The 21411-nt window shown below is 38.1% G+C and carries 18 protein-coding genes and 3 pseudogenes; 4 read left to right on the top strand and 17 right to left on the bottom strand.

All coding sequences use genetic code 11. The annotated features are described in order from the left end of the window. Positions 1 to 110: 110 nt before the first annotated feature. The 3 genes and pseudogenes from AC6ER9_RS06695 to cysS form a co-directional block, all read right to left on the bottom strand. Positions 111 to 1993: pseudogene (locus AC6ER9_RS06695) on the bottom strand (ABCB family ABC transporter ATP-binding protein/permease). A 122-nt stretch (positions 1994 to 2115) separates the two neighbouring features. Continuing rightward, the gene (locus AC6ER9_RS06690) at positions 2116 to 2787 is read right to left on the bottom strand and encodes a DUF421 domain-containing protein (protein WP_497075299.1); all 672 of its coding nucleotides are present in this window, start codon (positions 2785 to 2787) and stop codon (positions 2116 to 2118) included. A gap of 43 nt (positions 2788 to 2830) precedes the next feature. Next, positions 2831 to 4339, bottom strand: a complete 1509-nt coding sequence (gene cysS, locus AC6ER9_RS06685) for a cysteine--tRNA ligase (RefSeq protein WP_497075298.1) — start codon at positions 4337 to 4339, stop codon at positions 2831 to 2833. 472 nt (positions 4340 to 4811) lie between these two features. Between cysS and AC6ER9_RS06680 the strand changes: the two are divergent. Beyond that, positions 4812 to 5212, top strand: a pseudogene (locus AC6ER9_RS06680) (TIGR02301 family protein). Positions 5213 to 5580: 368 nt separating this feature from the next. Here AC6ER9_RS06680 and AC6ER9_RS06675 read toward each other — a convergent pair. After that, entirely contained in the window at positions 5581 to 6909 is a 1329-nt protein-coding gene (locus tag AC6ER9_RS06675; protein ID WP_497074002.1) for a dihydroorotase, read from the bottom strand. A gap of 64 nt (positions 6910 to 6973) precedes the next feature. Between AC6ER9_RS06675 and ygfZ the strand changes: the two genes are divergently transcribed. Beyond that, complete coding sequence (gene ygfZ, locus AC6ER9_RS06670; RefSeq protein ID WP_497074001.1) at positions 6974 to 7825, top strand: CAF17-like 4Fe-4S cluster assembly/insertion protein YgfZ; 852 nt, start codon at positions 6974 to 6976, stop codon at positions 7823 to 7825. 14 nt (positions 7826 to 7839) lie between these two features. Then, positions 7840 to 8457: a YfbR-like 5'-deoxynucleotidase gene (locus AC6ER9_RS06665; RefSeq protein WP_497074000.1), complete on the top strand. Its 618-nt coding sequence runs from the start codon at positions 7840 to 7842 to the stop codon at positions 8455 to 8457. A 755-nt stretch (positions 8458 to 9212) separates the two neighbouring features. Here the strand turns inward: AC6ER9_RS06665 and panB are convergent. The 11 genes and pseudogenes from panB to rpoZ all read right to left on the bottom strand — a co-directional run bounded on the left by panB (position 9213) and on the right by rpoZ (position 18598). Then, the gene (gene panB, locus AC6ER9_RS06660) at positions 9213 to 10028 is read right to left on the bottom strand and encodes a 3-methyl-2-oxobutanoate hydroxymethyltransferase (RefSeq protein ID WP_497073999.1); all 816 of its coding nucleotides are present in this window, start codon (positions 10026 to 10028) and stop codon (positions 9213 to 9215) included. Next, positions 10025 to 10885 (bottom strand): pantoate--beta-alanine ligase, encoded by an 861-nt coding sequence (gene panC / locus AC6ER9_RS06655; protein WP_497073998.1) that lies wholly within the window; start codon positions 10883 to 10885, stop codon positions 10025 to 10027. The genes panB and panC overlap by 4 nt, the downstream gene beginning before the upstream one ends. Before the next feature lie 28 nt (positions 10886 to 10913). After that, positions 10914 to 11660, bottom strand: coding sequence for a DNA repair protein RecO (recO, locus tag AC6ER9_RS06650; protein ID WP_497073997.1), 747 nt, complete (start codon positions 11658 to 11660; stop codon positions 10914 to 10916). A gap of 10 nt (positions 11661 to 11670) precedes the next feature. After that, on the bottom strand, positions 11671 to 12576 hold the full coding sequence (gene era / locus AC6ER9_RS06645; RefSeq protein ID WP_497073996.1) for a GTPase Era: 906 nt from the start codon (positions 12574 to 12576) through the stop codon (positions 11671 to 11673). Next, complete coding sequence (rnc, locus tag AC6ER9_RS06640; protein WP_497073995.1) at positions 12569 to 13276, bottom strand: ribonuclease III; 708 nt, start codon at positions 13274 to 13276, stop codon at positions 12569 to 12571. Before rnc ends, era begins: the two co-directional genes overlap by 8 nt. Next, positions 13257 to 14068, bottom strand: a pseudogene (gene lepB, locus AC6ER9_RS06635) (signal peptidase I). Before lepB ends, rnc begins: the two are co-directional and overlap by 20 nt. 80 nt (positions 14069 to 14148) lie before the next feature. Further along, positions 14149 to 14550, bottom strand: coding sequence for a holo-ACP synthase (acpS, locus tag AC6ER9_RS06630; protein WP_497073994.1), 402 nt, complete (start codon positions 14548 to 14550; stop codon positions 14149 to 14151). A 20-nt stretch (positions 14551 to 14570) separates the two neighbouring features. Beyond that, positions 14571 to 15161, bottom strand: a complete 591-nt coding sequence (locus AC6ER9_RS06625; protein ID WP_497073993.1) for a DUF2062 domain-containing protein — start codon at positions 15159 to 15161, stop codon at positions 14571 to 14573. 93 nt (positions 15162 to 15254) lie between these two features. After that, positions 15255 to 15833, bottom strand: coding sequence for an orotate phosphoribosyltransferase (gene pyrE / locus AC6ER9_RS06620; protein ID WP_497075297.1), 579 nt, complete (start codon positions 15831 to 15833; stop codon positions 15255 to 15257). Between the two features lie 16 nt (positions 15834 to 15849). After that, the gene (locus AC6ER9_RS06615; RefSeq protein ID WP_497073992.1) at positions 15850 to 18072 is read right to left on the bottom strand and encodes a RelA/SpoT family protein; all 2223 of its coding nucleotides are present in this window, start codon (positions 18070 to 18072) and stop codon (positions 15850 to 15852) included. 127 nt (positions 18073 to 18199) lie between these two features. Then, positions 18200 to 18598 carry a DNA-directed RNA polymerase subunit omega gene (rpoZ, locus tag AC6ER9_RS06610; RefSeq protein WP_497073991.1) on the bottom strand — a complete coding sequence of 133 codons (399 nt, stop codon included), beginning with the start codon at positions 18596 to 18598 and terminating at the stop codon, positions 18200 to 18202. Positions 18599 to 19168: 570 nt separating this feature from the next. On the opposite strand from rpoZ, the gene AC6ER9_RS06605 reads away from it, so the two are divergent. After that, positions 19169 to 19837, top strand: coding sequence for a uracil-DNA glycosylase (locus tag AC6ER9_RS06605; RefSeq protein ID WP_497075296.1), 669 nt, complete (start codon positions 19169 to 19171; stop codon positions 19835 to 19837). 24 nt (positions 19838 to 19861) lie between these two features. On the opposite strand, the gene smpB is transcribed toward AC6ER9_RS06605, so the two are convergent. Together smpB and dapA are read right to left on the bottom strand one after the other, a co-directional pair. Beyond that, the gene (gene smpB, locus AC6ER9_RS06600; RefSeq protein WP_375695719.1) at positions 19862 to 20338 is read right to left on the bottom strand and encodes an SsrA-binding protein SmpB; all 477 of its coding nucleotides are present in this window, start codon (positions 20336 to 20338) and stop codon (positions 19862 to 19864) included. A gap of 18 nt (positions 20339 to 20356) precedes the next feature. Beyond that, entirely contained in the window at positions 20357 to 21241 is an 885-nt protein-coding gene (gene dapA / locus AC6ER9_RS06595) for a 4-hydroxy-tetrahydrodipicolinate synthase (protein WP_497073990.1), read from the bottom strand. Positions 21242 to 21411: the final 170 nt, after the last annotated feature.

The raw sequence follows: 21411 nt of genomic DNA, 5'->3' as shown, positions 1-21411 counted from the left end.
CTATTCATCGTAAACTTAAACAAGCAATAACTCTTTTTGTTCCCCTTGTGTCTTTTTATGTATTTTATCAATCACCCTATATACAAGGTATAGATTACATTTTGCCCACATTATTTTTTACGATTAACAATACCTGTCTCATCTTCTTCACGCATTTTACGTAATTTTTCTTCAGCTTGCGATGCTTCAAGCTGCTTATTCCACATTGAAGCATATAAACCTTTCTTGCGTAAAAGCTCTGTATGCGTCCCATTTTCAATAATACGACCACTTTTAAGAACCAAAATTTCATCAGCATTAATAACCGTAGAAAGACGATGCGCAATAATCAATGTTGTTCGTCCACGGCTTACAATATCTAATGCTTGTTGAATTTCCTGTTCCGTTGTCGTATCAAGAGCCGCTGTTGCTTCATCTAGAATAAGAAGGGGGGAGCTTTTAAAAGCGTTCGTGCAATAGCCACACGTTGTTTCTCACCTCCTGATAATTTTAGACCACGCTCTCCTACCATAGACTGAAAACCTTCCGGTAACATCTCAATAAATTTTGATATTTGTGCCATTTCAGCAGCTTTGCGCATCTCTTCATCTGTCGCACTTGGACGTCCGTAGCAAATATTATAAGCAATTGTATCATTAAATAATACCGTATCTTGTGGAACCATACCAATTGCTTCACGCAAACTCTTTTGTGTTACATTACGAATATCCTGCCCGTCAATTGTGATAGAGCCCGCATCAACATCATAAAACCGAAAAAGCAATCGAGAAATGGTTGATTTACCAGCACCCGATGGACCAACAATGGCGACTGTTTTTCCTCCTGGGACTTCAAAATTAATATCTCTGAGAATCTGACGCACCGAATCATAAGAAAACTTTACCTGATGAAAACGAATGGTCCCATCACTTATCTCTAACGGTTTAGCATCTGATTTATCAACGATTTCCTGCTGAACATCTAAAAGATCAAACATCGCTTCAATATCCGTTAAACCTTGTCGAACATCACGATAAATTGAACCAATAAAATTCAGTGGAATAGAAAGTTGCATTAAAAGAGCATTAATAAAAACAAAATCTCCTAAAGTTTGTGTCTTATAAAAAACTTCATAAGCTGACATCAACATCATGATCGTCATGCCAATACCAAAGATAAGAGCCTGACCAAAATTAAGCCAACTTAACGATGTCCAAATCTTTGTTGCAGCTTTTTCATAACCAGCCATAGCAGCATCAAAACGATCGGCTTCTAGCGTTTCATTGCCAAAATATTTGACCGTTTCAAAATTCAAAAGAGAATCAACAGCGCGGGTATTCGCTTCCGTATCTGCTGTATTCATTTGTTGCCGAATACGAATACGCCAATCACTCGCCTTAATAGTAAACAAGGTATATAATAAAACTGTTATAACAACGATGAGAAGATAATACCCTCCATAGTTGATGTAAAATACAAAGGCCGTTAATAAAAATTCTAAAACTGTCGGTACAGTACTGAGAATTGAAAATCTTACGATTGCTTCAATCCCTTTTGTACCACGTTCAATCACGCGAGAAAGTCCACCAGTTCGGCGTTCTAAATGAAATCGTAAAGATAACTCATGAATATGGACAAAGGTTTTATAAGCGAGTTGACGAACAGCGTATTGACTAACAGTGGCAAAAAGAGAATCGCGTAATTGATTTAATCCAGCCTGTATAATACGTGCAGCATTGTATGCCAAAACAAGCATGATGGGAATAAGTAAACTGGATGGAAACCATTCAGGGAGCTGAAAGCTTGTATCAAGCACATTCGTAGCATATTTAAAAAAATACGGTACAGATATAAGAACAAGCTTAGCCAAAACAAGATAAAATATTGCCCACAGCACACGTATTTTTAGGTCACGCCGCCCTACCGGCCACATATAAGGCCATAAATTGTAAAGTGTGTGCAGAGTTCCCTCTGTATCAGATGATACAGTTTTTCTCATTTCATTGCGTTTCATAAAGCCTTTACTTCTCTATCATCCACACAAACAGGCAAAACACCCCCCTGTGTTATTTATATATTCATAGGTCCATCTCTTGTTACGCTTTTCGATAAGCTATACCTACTCATTGTGTGAAGTTAGACTGTTTTTGAAAAAGGAACAAGAAATAATCCACTATATAGTTTATTATTTTGATCTATCTTCTCATACCACTCTGCTGCAAATAAATTTTCAACTTTTACATGCTTTTTTTTCAATTCTGCCTGAAGCCACTTTTTTGTTTTACCAATCTCTTTAAGACCATCATCAATAACCTCACCATTTTCCACGACAATCGTTGATTTCTTCCCCTCTTCCTTTTTAATAACAGTGCAATCACCATTGGTTTCCAAACGCACAAAAGCAGCTTCATGTAAATGACATCCTTTAAGACGTAACATCGCAATAAGATCATTGATATTGATCCCTAAATTTTTAATCTTATCCATTTGAAAGGCCCCATCTAAAACCAATGTAACATTCCGCCCTGCAATAAGATGGCGAAAAAAAACTGAATAGCGTGCCAAAATATTAAAAGAGGCAATCAAGGTTTGCCAAATCAATAAAACAAGCAATAATTGAATGCTGCTAATATTCTGGTTATAAATGACTCCTCCAATAATACCTCCCATGACAAAATTGCTGACCAAATCGATGGGTGTCATCTGCCTCAAACTCCCACGACCTGTCGTTCTTAAAATAAATAGGAAAGCAATAAGACCTACGGCCAGCTTAAGCGCGATATATCCGTAATGATATAAAAATTCCATCATATTCTCCCTTTTATTTATGAGAACTGCTGGAATAGGGAAATTAGGATCGTTTTATTTCCCACATAGTTATACGCTCACCACTTTGCGGATCCTTACTATCTTTTAAGAGAATCCCCTCGGCTGCAAGCTCATCACGAATTGTATCCGCAGCGTCCCACTCTTTATTATGGATAAGCCGTAGTCTTTCGGCAATGCGCTGATCAATAAATTTTGAATCAAGAGAGATTTTTTTTATGAATAATGGGCAGTCTATTTCTTTAATCCATTCTTGTCGTAATAGTCCTAATAAACTCATTCCATGAGCAAGAGCCAAAACATCCCCTGCTTTATAAAATTTTCGCAAAACCGTTAATGCTTTGGGCGTATTAAGATCATCACCGAGAGCATCTATTAAAGTATCATCAATCGTTTCATTATTTTCGATTATACTCTTTTTACTGCGAAGCAGTTCATACCAACGATAAAGTTCACTGCTTGATTGTCTTAAACGCTGTGCGGTCCAATTTAATGGTTCACGATAATGCGTTTGCAACATTGAAAAACGTGCAGATAAACCCGCCCAATTTTGCCTCATTTCATCAGCTAAAACACCATTAAATTCCAAAAAATTATTCTCTAGAACAGAACGAATGGTTATGAAGTTGCCAAAGCTTTTCGACATCTTTTTGCCTTCAACTTGTAAAAAGCCGTTATGCATCCAAAAATTAGCCATTCGTTCCGTCCCAAAAGCTGAACAACTTTGTGCTATCTCATTTTCATGGTGAGGAAAAATTAAATCAAGTCCACCACCATGGATATCAAAAATATTCGCCGTTGGATCATCGCAAGTTAAACCACCACCATAGGGCACTAATAACTTTGCCATTGACATGGCAGAACACTCAATATGCCAACCTGGACGACCTAAAACAGGTATGCCTCCCGGCGATTCCCAACCTGGTTCTCCTTCCGCAGAAGGTTTCCATAAAACAAAATCCATCTCCTCTCGTTTATAAGCAGCAACATCAATACGCGCCCCTGCCCTCATTTCATCTAAAGAACGATTGGCAAATGCCCCGTAATGGGGAGGATTTTTTATGCTGCTTATAGAAAATAATATATGATTTTCCGCTTTATAAGCGTGCCCCTTTTCAAGTAACCTTTCAATGAGCGCACGCATTTCCTCTAAATGCTCAGTTGCACGTGGCTGGCTGGTTGGCAATAAACACCCCAGCGCTATTGTGTCTTGTTGAAACTGGGCATATGTACGTTCTGTTAATTGACGAATAGCGTCATTGAGTGACAAATTTGGATATTCGTGGGCGGCTCGTGCATTAATTTTATCATCGACATCGGTAATATTACGCGCATAGAGAACATGATCATTACCATAAATATAACGCAATAAGCGAAATAAAACATCAAAAACAATGATAGGACGTGCATTACCTATATGCGCATAATCATAAACTGTTGGACCACAAACATAAAGACGTACTTTTGTCGGATCGATTGGTATAAAATTTTCTTTTTTTCGTGTCAGCGTATTATAAAATCGCAACTCTTTCATCATTATACTCCGTGAACGATATGATGCACCGCCCCTTTAGATGTCTCTTATCTCAAATGATCGCATTATGCAGTTTAGAATAAAAACTTTTAGCTTATATAAAATTCTTCTTCCACATTGTCTCGAAGCTGTATTCATCATTTATCATAAAAACACTCCCTTTTATTTAATTAAAAGCATTTGATTTGATAAAGATCTTATTCCTCCTTAAGAAAAGAAGCCTTAGAAACAATTTCATAAACTATACAGTTTGAATTTATATGAAAAAAAAACAAAATCTAAATTTTTAACCACACAGAGTTTCATCAGCATTTTCAATATTTCACAATGGGTTTCTTACGATCTTTTACGCCCTATATTTTATAAGAAATCATTGAGAATAACGTCGCAATTACTCTATTTTTAGACATCATTTTCATGCCATAATTATTTTATTTGTACAGAGTTTTATTCAAAGAAAGTAATAAAAATAATGCGTAATAGATTGATGAATATTATTATTTTAACATTTCTTATCATTTCAATGCCAGTCTTTGCGCAACAATCTCCACCTTATGAAAAAAAACTCCTTCGCCTCGCGGAAATTTTGGGATCCCTGCATTCTCTCCAAAATCTTTGCGAGTCCCCACAAACCAATGGTATGATTATATGAACGCACTGATTGAAGCAGAACACCCCACCCCACAAAGACGCGCTTATTTTTATGAAGCGTTTAATGAATCCTATCTTGCTTTTTCTGAAAATTATCATCATTGTACACAAGCTGCCATTGAAGCTAATCAAAGATACATTGAAGAGGGAAGAACTTTATCTGAAAACCTTCTCACGCATTATAACAGCGAACCTGTAAAAAAATATCTCCCTCACTTTTAGTAACATCAACGATGCCGCCTTCATAAATGCAAAGATCAATAAACTGGCTTCTCAAAAGAGAGTAACTTTTGAAAAATAATGCTTTTATTCTTATGGGAGTCTTTCCTCCATATCGTTCTTTGTCCTTCTCCCTGCGTTTTTTAAGGATAAAAACTCCTACCCCATACCGATATAAAAGTCCGAATTCTAGCAGATTTCACCTAAAATTCCCACTCATACAATTTGCTTCATTAACACTCTAGAAAAAAGCCTAAGGACATTCATTAGACACTGAAACATTATGTATCAAGAAATCTGATATGCCTTAATATCACATCACTGCCCTAAAAGATGGTGTTTTTGGCATCATAAGATAAAATTTATGCTGTCTACACCAAAGTTTCTATGAATTTAACCGGTTCTCCTTGTGAAGGTGTGACAATTTCACCTTCCCACATAACGCGCATACCGCGGATAATCGTTCCAACAGGCCAGCCTTTAACCTTTTGACCATCATAGGGCGTCCAACCGGCACGCGAACCAATCAGGGCATTCGTAATGACTTCTTCCCGTTTAAGATCAACAATCGTCAAATCAGCATCATATCCAACAGCAAGACGTCCTTTACAGCTGATACCAAAAATACGACTAGGACTATGTGAAGTGAGATCAACAAAACGCTCAAGAGACATTTTTCCTGCATTCACATGTGTCAACATAATAGCTGCTGTTGTTTGCACCCCTGTCATTCCTGAAGGCGAAGAGGGATAAGGTTGAAGCTTTTCTTCAAGGGTATGTGGCGCATGATCAGAACCTAAAACATCAATAATCCCCTGTTGAACACCATACCAAAGAGCTTCACGATGACGCGGCTCACGAATAGGTGGATTCATCTGAATTAATGTACCAAATTGCTTATAATCATCAGCCGTAAGAGTTAAATGATGATGTGTCACTTCAATTGTTGCAACATCTTTATGTTTTTTTAGAAAATCAATTTCTTCTTCTGTCGAAAGATGTAACACATGAATGCGAGCCCTCGTTTCATGCGCAATTTTTACCAAACGTTGTGTACACTTTAACGCCGCAATCTCATCACGCCAAACGGGATGTGATGAGGCATCCCCTTCAATACGCAGTATTTTACGCTCTTTGAGCCTTTCCTCATCTTCAGAATGAAAGGCTGCACGACGGCGTGTATTTTGCAAAATAAGACGTACACTTTCATCATCATCGACCAAAAGATCTCCTGTAGAAGACCCCATAAAGACTTTAATTCCAGCCGCACCAGGAAGTCTTTCTAATTCAGAGAGTTCATGAGCATTTTCACGCGTTCCTCCAACCCAAAATGCAAAATCACAATGCATGCGATGAAATCCGCGCTTAACCTTATCCCTTAATGTATCTTCTGATGTTGTCAATGGATTGGTGTTCGGCATTTCAAAGACTGCTGTAACCCCCCCTAACACAGCAGAATATGAACCACTTTCCAAATCTTCCTTATGTTCATTGCCTGGTTCACGAAAATGTACTTGGCTATCAATAATTCCCGGTAAAATATGCAGTCCCGTACAATCAATCACCTCACCAGCCGAAGCACATGTAAGGTCACCAATTTCCGCAATACGGCCATTTATAACACCAATATCACGCTTGCTTCTTCCATCATGATTCACAACTGTTGCACCTTTAAAAATTGTATCAAATGTTTTAAACATAGCCACGCTCCTTACATGTTGCTCACTTATCGATTAGGTAACTTTGAGCAGAAAGGCAAGAACCATGATTGAAAAACAAAACGCCATTTGCTTAAAAAATCGCGAAATTATTCAAGTTATAGGCGAAGAAGCAACAGATTTTTTACAATCCCTGATCACGACAGATGTAAAAAAAATCCCCCCCCAAGCAATTTTCCCTGGAGCGCTTTTATCTCCACAAGGAAAGGTCCTTGCTGATTTTCTTATCGGTAAAAAAGAGGAAGGCTATTTTATTGATATTGAGATGTCTTTGGCCGATACACTCTATAAGCGTCTGTTGCTTTATAAACTGCGTAAAAAAGTAGAAATTATACAACCATTACAAGAGCTTGTAACAGTTTCTTGGAAGAATGAATTAGATAGTTTAAATTTTGATTCAAATTTTGTTGATAAACGCTTCCCACAACAAGAAAAAATAATAAGAATCTACAGCAAAGTTCCGTTTTTAGCTTCAGAAGATTATGACGCATGGAATCAATTGCGTATTCGTTATGCGATTGCGGAAAGTGGTCAAGACTATGAAGTCGGAAAAGTCTTTCCTCATGATATTAATTACGATCAAATCAATGGACTTGCATTCAACAAAGGGTGTTATATTGGACAAGAAATTGTTTCACGAATGCACCACCGCCGTGCAGCACGACGCCGTATTTTAATTGTAAAAGGCCAGTGTGATCTCCCCCCTCAAGCAAGTATTGAAGCAGGAACAAAAGTACTTGGGCATTTGGGAACATGTGTCGCAAATGAGGCTCTTGCTTTAATGCGTATTGACCACGTCAAAGATGCTATGGATCAAAATATCCCCTTTACTGTAAAAAATATTCCTGTCACCATACATATTGCTGAAAATATGAATTTTACCTTTCCTGAAAATTAAGATAGAAAATATGCATGGCTAAAGCTGAACTATTAAAAAGTGGAGAAGCACGCGCTTGGCAAAGAATGCTTTCTGGACGCAGACTTGATCTTCTCAACCCTTCTCCTTTTGATATCGAGATTGAAGATATTGCCCATGGACTTGCTCGCGTGGCCCGTTGGAATGGTCAAACACGAGGAGATCACGCCTATTCTGTTGCCCAACATTCACTTTTGGTTGAACAAATATTTCAAAAACTTTTCCCACAAACAAAGAGCACCGAATGTCTTTATACGCTTCTTCATGATGCACCAGAATACGTCATCGGCGATATGATTTCACCCTTTAAAGCTGTCATAGGAAAACAATATGAATGCATCGAAAAGCGCATCCAAGATGCTATTCACATGCGCTTTTCTCTTCCCGTTGATCTTTCTCAAAAGCTTTTAAAAAAAATTAAACAAGCTGACCGTATCGCAGCATATTATGAAGCAATCACGCTTGCTGGATTCAAGACAGAAGAAGCCGTTCGCTATTTTGGCTCTCCCAATAATATTGTACCGGATGATCTTCATTTACACCCCTCCTCTACACAACAAATTGAAAAAGAATTTTTAACGCGCTTTAATGACTTGGATACCCAAAGATCATAGATCTCTTCGCATTATTTATTCTTGTCATTATAGCTGAATATATATCGTTTTTTTCCATTTATGGCGCGAAAGTGCTATAGAGTAATAAAGCTGAGCATCTTTATTACTCTTCTACAATTACCGCCCTTATATCCTATCAATTAAAAAAACATCATCGAAACAAAAGTTTTTTACACCCAAAGAAGAGCCTTTTAAAAGAGCCTCCGTAACCATTTACCAATAACATATAAAATCAATATACTGATTTATAATAATAATTTATTATTTTTTCTGTTTATATTGAATCAATCAAATCATTTTCTTACACATCTAAACAGAGAGAGTTATGTGAATAAAACTATACAAGAAAGAACTAAAAATGCCTCTTATGGACCGCCTCAAGTATTAAGCACTGCTGCAACATTGAAAGTTGGTAAAATGTGTAATGGAACCAGCTTACTCTTTTGTGAAACGTAAAGATGGCGGTAATTAACAAATTTTATATACTTCATAGAGACTTTATCGTTATAATCGTTATGCTATTTACAAGTGCTGTCACGAAATGGGATTGGGGATCTTAAGAAAGTTTTTTAAAGCGCGCAAATTAGCATGCCAATGGCGTCTCTCTTTTGCATGAAAAGCGTATTCCAATTAAAGAAAAAAGCAATGAGAGAAATCACAATTCAAATGACATACAAAAATATATGAAACACTCCCTATTTATTATCGAAACAATAAATGTTCTATTCTCAAACTTTTTATCTTAAACTGAACATCTATTTCAGTTTATAAACTTCATTATCCGCTGGAAAAGCACGGGATGTAACATCCTCTGCATAGTTTTTGATTGCGGTTTCCATGGCTTGTTCAAAGTCTCCATAACGACGTACAAATTTTGGTACATGCGCACCATAGCCCAACATATCTTCCATCACCAATACTTGTCCATCACATTGACTGGATGCACCAATACCGATGGTTGGAATAGAAAGCTTTTCTGTCAATTTTACCGCTAAAGGCTCGACAATTCCTTCTAACACAACAGCAAAAGCACCAGCCTCTTCAATTGCAATCCCATCAGCTTCAATTTTCTGCCAATCACTCTCTTTACGCCCTTGTGTCTTAAAACCACCAAAACGATTCACCGCTTGGGGTGTGAGACCAATATGCCCCATCACTGGAATACCACGTTTACATAAAAAATCTATTGTTTCGGCCATATAAGCACCACCTTCAAGCTTAACGGCCCCACATCCCGTTTGTGCCAGAACACGCGATGCATTAACAAAAGCCTGCTCTTTACTTTCCTCATAAGAGCCAAAAGGCATATCGATAACGACAAGAGCTTTTTGAGACCCACGTACCACAGCCTGCCCGTGTAAAATCATCATATCTAAATTAACAGGAAGTGTTGTCTCAAATCCATATACCACCATACCAAGGCTATCACCAACCAAAAGAATATCGCAATAGGGATCAGCAATCCGCGCCGTATAAGCTTGATAAGCTGTTAAAGAAACAATTGGCTGTTGTCCTTTTCTTTCACGTATTTGAGAAGATGTTATGCGCCTTACAGTTTTATGTATACTCATTTTCCGCCCTTTTCTTGCAATATATATTGATCAATAAGCCTTACCTCACCAAAACGAACCGTCAGTAATAAAACTGCCGGTCTATTCAATTTTCCTTTGACCGCATGCAAAGTTTTCATATCCCGTAAATCTATTGCTTCAATGATGGCACGCGTTTCTTGTTGTAAAATATTGCGAACAGTTTTGCATAACTTATCAACCGACCGCTCACCTTCATGGTAAAGCTTTTCAGCAGCTTTTCCACTTTCAGGAATAATTTTAGCCGCTTTACGATCTTCTAATGTTAAAAGTTTATTCCGTGAAGAGTGTGCAACACCATCTGCTTCACGTAAAATAGGAACACCAACAATTTCAACAGGAAAAGCTAAATCCTCAACCATACGCCGAATAATTAAAATTTGTTGAAAATCTTTTTCTCCAAAAAAAGCTTTATCGGGTTGAACAATATTAAAAAGCTTAGCCACAACGCTTGTTACACCACAAAAGTGCCCTGGACGTAATTTTCCCATCAAAATACGTGATAATTTTTTTACCTCTACAATTGTATCATTTCCCAAGGGCCACATTTCTTCTACAGAAGGCGCAAAAACACATTCAACACCCTCTTTTTTTAATAAAGTACAATCACTTTTCAAATTTCTTGGATATTGAGCAAAATCCTCATGGGGTCCAAATTGCTTTGGATTAACAAAAATAGAAACCAATACACGGTCACACATTGCTTTTGCACGCTGTACTAATGCCAGATGCCCCTCATGGAGTGCTCCCATTGTTGGAACAAAACCAATCGAAAAGCCTAAATGCCGCTCCTGTGAAATATATTGGCGAACTTCCGCAATTGTCTCTAAAACTTTCATTTTTCTATTCTATTCAATTATGATCAGATCAACAAATAAAGTCTTGTATACCAAATCGACGCTCAAACAACTGGATCAAATTCATCCGCACCGATGGCTGTTTGATATCTCGTGGCTCCCAAACATGACGCATAAGAAAAAAACCCGTTAAGTTAAAACCATCCATTATATCCCTAAAATTAGCAGGACGGGTTGCTCTTTGCACAAGAAACTGTGGAAGAATGAGAAGCTTTTTTTTCCAAGGCTCCCCTGCTTCTTCACAAACAGCCCGTCCAGATTTTGGCGATACGTAATAAAGCTTTTCTTGGCGACCTGTGGCAGCACAACAAGATAAATCAAGACCAAAGCCAAGTTCTTCAAGAAGCCGCATTTCAAAACGTACAAGCAATTCTGCATTGACAAATGGTTCATCAAAATTCTGCATAAAAAGGTGTAAAATATCATATAAAACGGGATGTGGATCACGCTCAGGAAGAAGCCGTAAATGAAAAGCAATCAATTGCAAAGCATAAAGTGCTTCCGGTAAACAAATTAATCGTGCCGCATGTAAATCCAGTGCTTCAAGGCGAAAAAGCCCTAGATGTTCTTCTAAACGCGCCCACCATTCAGCCTCCACAAAATTGCCCGGCTGAAGAAGAGCGGCCATACGACGTGAACGTCCCCCTTTTACCACGCCCATATAACGACCATGCTCGCGCGTCATAATCTCAAGAATAACACTTGTTTCGCCATATTGGCGTGCCCCAAGAATAACAGCTTGTTCTTTCCATTTCATTTTATTTTAATTATTTCAAAAAATCCAATCCCATTTCGCGATAACGTTCTGGATCGGTATCCCAATTATTGCGCACTTTTACAAAGAGAAAAAGATGAACCTTTTGGTCCATAATTTCCATGAGTTCCTTGCGTGCTGCTTGACCAATCGTTTTAATTGTATCGCCTTTTGCCCCCAAAACAATTTTCCTCTGACTCTCACGCTCTACATAAATAACTTGGTTAATTTTAACAGAACCATCTGAACGCTCTTCAAAGCTTTCTGTTTCAACTGTGGAAGAATAAGGAAGCTCATCATGAAGACGAAGGAAAAGTTTTTCACGCGTAATTTCTGCAGCAAGATGACGCATCGGCATATCGGAAATTTGATCTTCCGGATAATACCACGGCCCCTCCTGCATCATGTTACTCAACGCATGAAGTAAATCCTTGCAACCAGAACCGTTTAGAGCAGAAATCATAAATGTTTGTGCAAACTTTACACGTTCATTTATTTGAGTGGTTAACGCTAGAAGAGATGATTTAACAACGGTATCAACCTTATTGAGAACAAGAATTTTTTCTTGTTTCATATTGTTTACAATATCTAACATCCTATCAACTTCATCTGAAAGACCACTTTGAGCGTCAATTAAAACAAGAAGAACATCAGCACTTTTAGCACCTCCCCAAGCCGCAGAGACCATGGCACGTTCTAAACGCTTATGAGGACGAAAAACACCCGGTGTATCGACTAACACAATTTGCACATCATCATGAATGACAATGCCGCGGATTAAAGTTCGTGTTGTTTGTACTTTATGCGTTACAATTGAAACTTTTGTTCCAACCAATTGATTAACCAATGTCGATTTACCAGCATTAGGCATCCCAATAAGCACAACAAACCCAGAGCGTGTTTTCATAACGTCACTCATGATCATTTTTTCCCACGTTTTTCCATACTCCCTCTCGTCGTAAAATTTTTTCAGCGGCCATCCTCTCAGCATATCTTTTAGAACTTCCCTGCCCAATCTCTGAAGCAAAACCTGAAAGACTGACCTCTACTATAAAAACAGGATCGTGATCTGGACCTGAACGTTTAATAACCTGATAATGTGGTTGTGCATTGCCTTGGATATGTGCCCATTCTTGTAATTCTGTTTTGGCATCACGTCGACCAGCATCCATTTTTTTTGCTCGACCTTGCCAATATTTTTGAATAAAGGGACGAACGCTTTCCAATCCTCCCTCTAGATAAATCACGGCAATCAAAGCTTCCACGACATCTGCATGCATATTAATGAGTCGACGTCCTGCAAAATTTTTCATCTCAAAACCAACATGGATCATATCAGGCAGCCTCATTTCACGTGCAATATCAGCACATGTCTGCGCATTAACCAAATGATTCAAACGGACTGATAATTCACCTTCACTTGCCTGAGGAAAAAGCTGATAGAGCATCTCTGCAATCAAAAGCCCTAAAACCCGATCACCTAAAAACTCTAACCGTTCATAATTCCCCTGTTCCGAATCTTGTACACTTGCATGGGTTAATGCTCTTTTTAATCTCTCTTCATCTTTAAAACGATGCCCCGTCAGCTTGAAAAGCTGATCAATCACGAGACGTTTCATCGTTGTTTCCTTGCTTGATAAGCGGCAAATCATGAACCGTATTTATGAAAGAAAACAAACGTTTCCAACGCACATCAAATGGCCAGCGCCAAATCTGCCAAGCACTTGAACCGTTACTGATAGAAAAGAAAATTATGCTCGCGCGACCAATAAGATTTTCTTCTGGAACATAGCCTACATCCAAACGACTATCATCCGAATTGTCGCGGTTATCACCCATCATAAAATAATGTCCCTGAGGAACTTCAAAGACTTCTGTATCATCAACTTTTGGGATGAAAGCTAAATCAAGCGTATCGTAGCTAACACCATTGGGCAGTGTCTCACGATAGACCTCAACGGGATAGTTGACTTCCGTTATATCAGAATTATCAATCTCTCCCATAAAGCGACGCGAAACAGCCTCATCATTAATATAAAGAACACTTTGACGAACTTGTATACGATCACCTGGTAGCCCAACAACACGTTTTATATAATCAATCTTCGGATTACTTGGTAAACGAAAAACAACCACATCTCCCCGTTTAGGTTGAGAGGCCCAAATACGTCCAGAAAAAAGGGGAGGAGAAAAGGGCATTGAAAAATGAGAATACCCATATGCATATTTAGAAACAAATAGATAATCCCCCACTAATAAAGTAGGACGCATTGAACCAGAAGGAATACTAAAAGGCTGAAAAAAAAGTGTCCGAATAAACGCGGCTAAAAGCAGAGCTTGTATTAGAACAGAAATTAATTCAAGAATCCCACCTTTTTTTCTTTTTTATGCACTTTATCTTTTTGGATCATCACCAACTGCCTTCTCATCACAAATATAATTTTTTTTCATCATAATATTCAAATAACAAAAGCACAATCTCTCACGCCATCTATCCACGTGGAAGTGCTTCAATAATAACAAATGCTTGCGCCCAAGGAAAATCATCCGTTATGCTGAGATGAATAACCGCATCATGATGAGGAGGTAATAACTTTTGAAGTTGCACTTGCGCACAATTTGTTAATTCCATGATTGGTTTACCAGATGGCAAATTAACAACACCTATGTCTTTCCAATTAATACCACAAGCGATTCCCGTTCCTAAAGCTTTAACACATGCTTCTTTAGCAGCAAATCTTTTCGCATAAGAAGAAGATTTTTTTTTAAGACTTTCGGATCTATTCCTTTCAATATCCGTAAAAATACGTTGGATAAAACGCTCGCCATAACGAACCAACATTTTTTCAATACGTCGTATATCAACTAAATCACTTCCAAGACCAACAATCATAAGATATTACCCGATCTTTCTTACGATGAATGCTTCTTTAAACGCCCTTTTTTTATAATCTTTTGATAGCGCTTTTGTTTAAAACGAGCTGTTGCTCTGTAAACACCTATATAAGATAAACCACCAAAAACAACACCTAAAAGAGCTCCACCTAAAATCATAGGCCTCATAATTGTGTCCCATGCACCTTTAAAAAGAAGAGGAAGATTTGACACTGTCAAACCACTAAACAGAGCACGAATTTGAGAAAGAGAAATCTCATTGACATCACTAAAAAGCGATAAACAAAAATATCCTACTTTATAATCAGCCATAGCAATCAATAAAAATGTGAGTGGATTAGAAAAAACCGTCCCAATGATTGCGGCCGCAAAGTTTGCACGCAGAAGCCAAGAAAGAAATATTGCCAAGATGATATGCACCCCGAAGATAGGAGAACAGGCTAAAAAAATACCAATAGCAACCCCTAACGCAACTTCATGCGGTGTTGCAGATAGACGCAAAATACGTTTATAAATGTAAGAAAATGAGCGAAAAAATGAACGACGTGGCCATAACCAAAGTCTAATACGTGCTACACAACTAATTGGTTCTCGACGACGAAAAAGCATATAACTCTCATATACACATCTTTTGATGATGAAATAATCTACATCATCCAAATTAATCTTTTTAAGCTTTTGCATAAAAAAATAGAAAGACAGTTAGATATTTCGACTGCCCGGTTTAATCGCTGGAAGAACAGAAAGATCCGCAGGAAGTGCATCACTCGCATAAGAAGCTATCTCGTATTCAGCAAGCGCAATCAACGGAACGCCAACATCCACCTTACCACCAGAACGATCAAGGATACATGCTCCTGCCAATACCTCTGCTCCTACTGCTGTCAAAGCCTCAACAGTCTCACGAATAGAAAGACCCGTTGTCACAATATCTTCGACAATAACAACCCGTGCCCCCTTCTTGATTTCAAAACGACGCAATTCAAAGATTCCATTGACACGCTCTACCCAAAGAGAAGGAACACCAAGATGACGCGAAGTCTCATAGGAAGGAATAAGACCACCAATTGCAGGACCCACAACATAATCAATTTTTCCTTCAATAGATTTTTTGATTTTTTCAGCCAATCCACGACAGAGCTTTTCTGTCAAGTCAGCATGCATAAACACTCTCGCCTTTTGCATATAAGTCGCACTATGGCGCCCCGATGTTAAAATAAAATGCCCTTCTAGAATAGCATCTGCCTGTTTAAAAATATCAATGACATCTTGTGTATTCATTGCAAAATCTTTCTTGTTATCCATGAACCCGCCGTACTGTACTGACTGAATCTGCCTTTTTTAATTGAGAAAAAATACGATTCAAATGTTTTAAATCCCAAACTTCTAAATCAATCATCATTTCTGTAAAATCTGGTGCTGTACGGATAAAAGATAAATCTTGGATATTGGCATCGTTGGTAGAAATTATTTGCGTAATTTCAGCTAAAGAACCTGGGCTATTTACAATCAAAATATTTATCCGTGCAGGAAAACGTTCATTCATTTGGGCATCAATATCCCAGCGGACATCAATCCACCGTTCTGGTTGATCATCATACGCCTTCAAAGCCGAAGACTGTATTGGATAAATAACAATTCCAGCACCTGGTTGCATAATACCAACAATCCGATCTCCAGGCACAGCGCCTTCTGGTGAAAAACATACAGGTATATCCCCACGGGTTCCTCGAATAGGTAATGCCTTAGACTGCTGGTCCTCTATCATAGCATCCTTTTCTTTTTCTGGAACCTTAAAAATCATCCCTTGAGCATTTTCAATATTAAACCACCCTTCTTCCCCAGGCTTGAAAGATGACTTTTGTACTACACGCTCTTGATAGTCAGGATAAACCGCTTTAATCACATCAGCCGAAAACAGCTCTCCACGCCCAACAGCAGCCAATACATCCTCTACATCTTTACGTGCCAAACGTGGCAAAACTTTCTTCAAAACATCTTTTGAAAATTGTTTTCCCATATATTCAAACGAACGTTCAAGAATACGATATCCTAAGCCAGAATATTGCTTACGGACCGCTGCTCGACTTGCGCGTCGAATAGCTGAACGTGCTTTACCTGTGACAACAAGAAGTTCCCACGCGGCTGGCGGAATTTGAGCATGTGAACGGATAATATCAACTTCGTCACCATTTTTTAATTTAGTCATTAAAGGCATAATACGACCATTAATTTTTACGCCTACACAAGAATCACCGATATCTGTATGGACAGCATAAGCAAAATCAATAGGTGTTGCGCCTTTAGGAAAAGCAATTAAACGACCTTTTGGCGTAAAACAAAAAACCTGGTCTTGAAAAAGTTCAAGTTTTGTATGTTCTAAAAACTCTTCCGGATTATCTCCATCACATAAAGCTTGTATCGTTTGACGCAACCATGCATAGGCATTCGTTTCGCTTGACAATTTCGAAGCCGAATAATTGGAACCCTGCTCTTTATATATGGAATGAGCCGCAACCCCATATTCAGCAACTTCATCCATGGCAGCTGTTCTAATTTGTAATTCAACGCGTTGTCTTGAAGGCCCCACAATAGTTGTATGAATAGAACGATAATCATTTTGTTTTGGTATAGAGATATAATCTTTAAAACGACCAGGAACCATTGGCCATGTCGTATGGATAACACCAAGAGCACGATAACAATCATTAACCGATTCAACAATCACACGAAATCCAAAAATATCCGATAACTGTTCAAAAGATAAGGCTTTACTTTCCATTTTGCGAAAGACTGAATAAGATTTTTTCTGACGACTTTTAACATCTGCTTTAATGCCATGCTCGAAAAAAAGCTTTGTCAATTCATTTTCAATCGTGGAAAGCAAATCACGGTTGTGCTTCAATAATTCAGAAAGTCGATTGGTAATCGTACGATGACCGTCTGGATTTAAATAAAAGAAAGAGAGATCCTCTAACTCTTCGCGCATATCCTGCATACCCATACGCCCCGCAAGTGGCGCATAAATATCCATCGTCTCCTCAGCAATTCGCCGACGTTTATCATCACGCATAACGCCAAGGGTACGCATATTATGAAGGCGATCTGCAAGTTTGACTAAAAGAACACGAACATCATCAGAAATGGCAATCAGAAGTTTACGAAGATTTTCTGCCTGTACAGCTTTTTTCGAGACAAGATCAAGCTTATTAAGCTTTGTAAGACCTTCAACCAACTTCCCAATTTCAGAGCCAAAAAGCTGATCAATTTCTGCTCGTGTAGCGCTTGTATCTTCAATCGTATCATGCAAAAGAGCAACAGCAATCGTTGCTTCATCCAACCGCATATCTGTTAAAATAGCAGCAACTTCTAAAGGATGAGAAAAATAGAGATCTCCCGAAGCACGCTTTTGGTGGGCATGCTTTCGCATTGCATAATCATAGGCTCTGTTTAAAAGAGCCTCATCTACGTCAGGCTTGTAACGTTGAACACGCTCAACAAGCTCACACTGACGCATCATACGAGCATATCCTTTATCTTTTCACACCTCTAACGCCCATTGAACACATCTTATCAATAAATGACAAGAAAAATAATAGCTTCTTACAGACAAAGTATCTCTATTCCTGTAATATTCACTGGCGCAATTAATAATCGTCACTTTTTTCTGGAACAACCAAACCTTCAATACCCGCTAAAAGTTCTTCTTCTGACATCTGATCAAATGAAGTGCCTTCTTCTTGCGATGATGTATTAAAAACACTTTCAGCTTCACTTGAATGGGTGATAAGTTCACTTGCCATTTCTGGCTCATCGACTTCCACATGTTTTTGCAGCGAATGAATAAGATCTTCCTTTAAATCAGCAGGCGACAATGTTTCCTCTGCTATTTCACGCAAAGCAACAACCGGATTTTTGTCATTATCACGATCAACTGTAATCTGCGCTCCTTGTGAAATCTGACGCGCCCTATGGCCTGCTAAAAGTACCAATTCAAAGCGGTTATCAACTTTATCAATACAATCTTCTACCGTTACGCGGGCCATTTATGCCTCTTTCTCAAATAAAAAGTTTAATAGCGGATACTAGGAGTATATACAATAACTAAAATAAAACACAAGAAAAACAATACAAGCTTTCATATTTTTTGCTTAAAAAACTTAATTTAAGAAAATTCTTGGAAACTTTATAAAAAATGTATATCCTCTTCATGCTCGTTATCAAAGCTGCTCTTAAAAGAGTTTCAATAGACTGGATTCAAACAAAGGAAGGCGTTTCTTGCAAAAGTATCCCTTTAGAATCTTTATCCTTTTAAAAGGAATACCAACTCTTAAAAATTCTTTCCAATAACAACAGCCTTAATACATACTTTTTATGATTAATATATTTATGAAAACAGATTTTTTTAACATTTAAACATTATGTGTATCACACTCTTATGCATTAAATAAATGACTAAAAAATTGCCTCTTATGACATCATAATTAGCCAATGAATTTATATTAAACTTTTTTCTAAAGCAGTTTATTTATATTCTAGGTTGTTTATCCAAACATAACCCGTCATACACACCACAAAAGACTCAAAAGAATAAAGAATAATTGATGCTTAACGCCATGAATAGCCCATTAACATCGCTTTGCCCAGAACCACCCTCAAATTGTAATTTATGCCCTAGACTCCATCAGTTTATTGCCGACTGGCGTATAAAAGAACCAAGTTGGCATAATGCACCGGTACGCCCTTTCTTTCCCTACAAAGGAGCAGAAACAACGCGTCTTCTCATTGTTGGTCTTGCTCCTGGATTACGCGGAGCCAATCGAACTGGACGTCCATTTACGGGTGATTATGCTGGGCACTTACTTTATTCTACTTTAAAAAAATTCGGGTTTGCACAAGGCGTTTTTGAAGAAAGAGCAGACGATACTCTTGAACTGATTGATGCTGCAATTGTTAACTCTGTTCGTTGTGTTCCACCAGAAAATAAGCCCACCGGTGTAGAAATTAATACATGCCGCTCTTTTTTTTCGCCTCTTTTAACAAATCTTCCCAAACTCAAAGCCGTTATTACCTTAGGTACCATTGCACACCATTCAACGATACGCGCTCTTAATGCAAAAGTTCTAGCTCACCCTTTTGGACATGGTAAAATTAATAACATTGGCAGATTACGCATCTTTTCAAGCTATCACTGTTCTCGTTATAATACGAATACTGGTCGCTTAACAGACGCTATGTTTCACCAAATTTTTCAAGCAGCAAAAACATACTTGGATCAATGTTAAATTAATAAAGGATATCCAAGCCGATCATCCATATCTTTTTAAAAGTCTTGCTTTTTCGCGTCCCCAATCACGTTTTTTTTCCGTTTCGCGCTTATCATGAAGTTTTTTTCCACGTGCTAGAGCAATCTCTAACTTAACACGTCCCCGTTCATTAAAATAAAGTTTGAGAGGAACAAGAGTCATTCCTTCACGCGATGTTGCATTAAAAAAGCGTGCCATCTCACGTTTTGAAAGTAATAACTTACGCAAACGTCGCGGCTCATGGTTAAAACGATTAGCCTGCGTATATTCAGGAATATAGCTGTTTACTAACCATAATTCCCCATTTTCAAAACTAGCATAGCTTTCAGCAATATTCGCATGATTAGAACGTAAAGACTTCACTTCCGCTCCTTGAAGAACAAGGCCCGCCTCAAGACTATTTAGGATTTCAAAATTAAAACGTGCTTTACGATTGTCAGCAATTATTTTCCGTACGGGCGCATTCTTTTTTTTATTCATGGCTTTGTTAATATCATTTTACGCTTTTAAAAGACCAGCATGATTAAGAGCAGCATCGATAATCTTCTTTGTGCTCTCTGTTAATGGAACAATCGGAGAACGTACAGTCTCACCACAAAATCCTAATTTTGCAGCAGCATATTTAATACCGGCAGGACTCGGTTCAATAAATACCGCACGATTGAGAGGCATGAGACGATCATTTAATTTCCGTGCTGTTTTATAATCACCATGGTAACAAGCGGCTTGAAGCTCTGCACAAAGTTTTGGAGCAACATTGGAGGAAACCGAAATACATCCAACACCTCCATGAGCATTAAACCCTAATGCTGTGCAATCATCACCGGAAAGTTGCACAAAATCTTTGCCGCACTTTTCACTTTGTTCACTCACGCGCTCAATTCTGCTCGTTGCATCCTTAACACCAATAATATTGCTAAAATCTTGATAAAGCTCTCGCATCGTTTCTACAGCCATATCGATAACAGAACGACCTGGAATATTATAAATTATAATCGGAATAGAAACTGCTTTGGCGATAGAAGAAAAGTGCTTATATAAACCAGACTGATTGGGTCTATTATAATAGGGAGTCACAACCAAAACGGCATCTGCACCAGCTTTTTGAGCGTATTGTGCAAGCTCTATAGCCTCACTTGTGCTATTGGATCCTGCTCCAGCAACAACAGGAACACGCTTTGCAACCTGCCTAACACACAATTCTATAATTCGTTTATGTTCTTCATGACTTAAAGTCGCTGATTCACCTGTTGTCCCAACAGGACTTACACCATTAATTCCTTGTGTGATCTGCCATTCAACAAAATCACAAAACGCTTTCTCATCAATTGCACCCTTATGATCAAACGGTGTGATAAGCGCAGTTATAGCTCCCTTGAGCATGATAAACTCCCTATAATGTTCGCTTTTATTCTTTTTATAATCGCCTTTATAAATTTTAAATAGAGCATAATCTTGCTCCATCATTGAAGCAAGATGAATTTGAAAAAAGCCTCGATAAGATGAACTTGTTTTCCCTTAAATTTTGAACATTTCTTTAAAAGAAACTATCT

This window comes from Bartonella sp. SL317 (assembly GCF_059687655.1).
The sequence above is the reverse complement of the archived record's forward strand: the minus strand, read 5'-3'. Positions and strand labels throughout refer to the sequence as shown.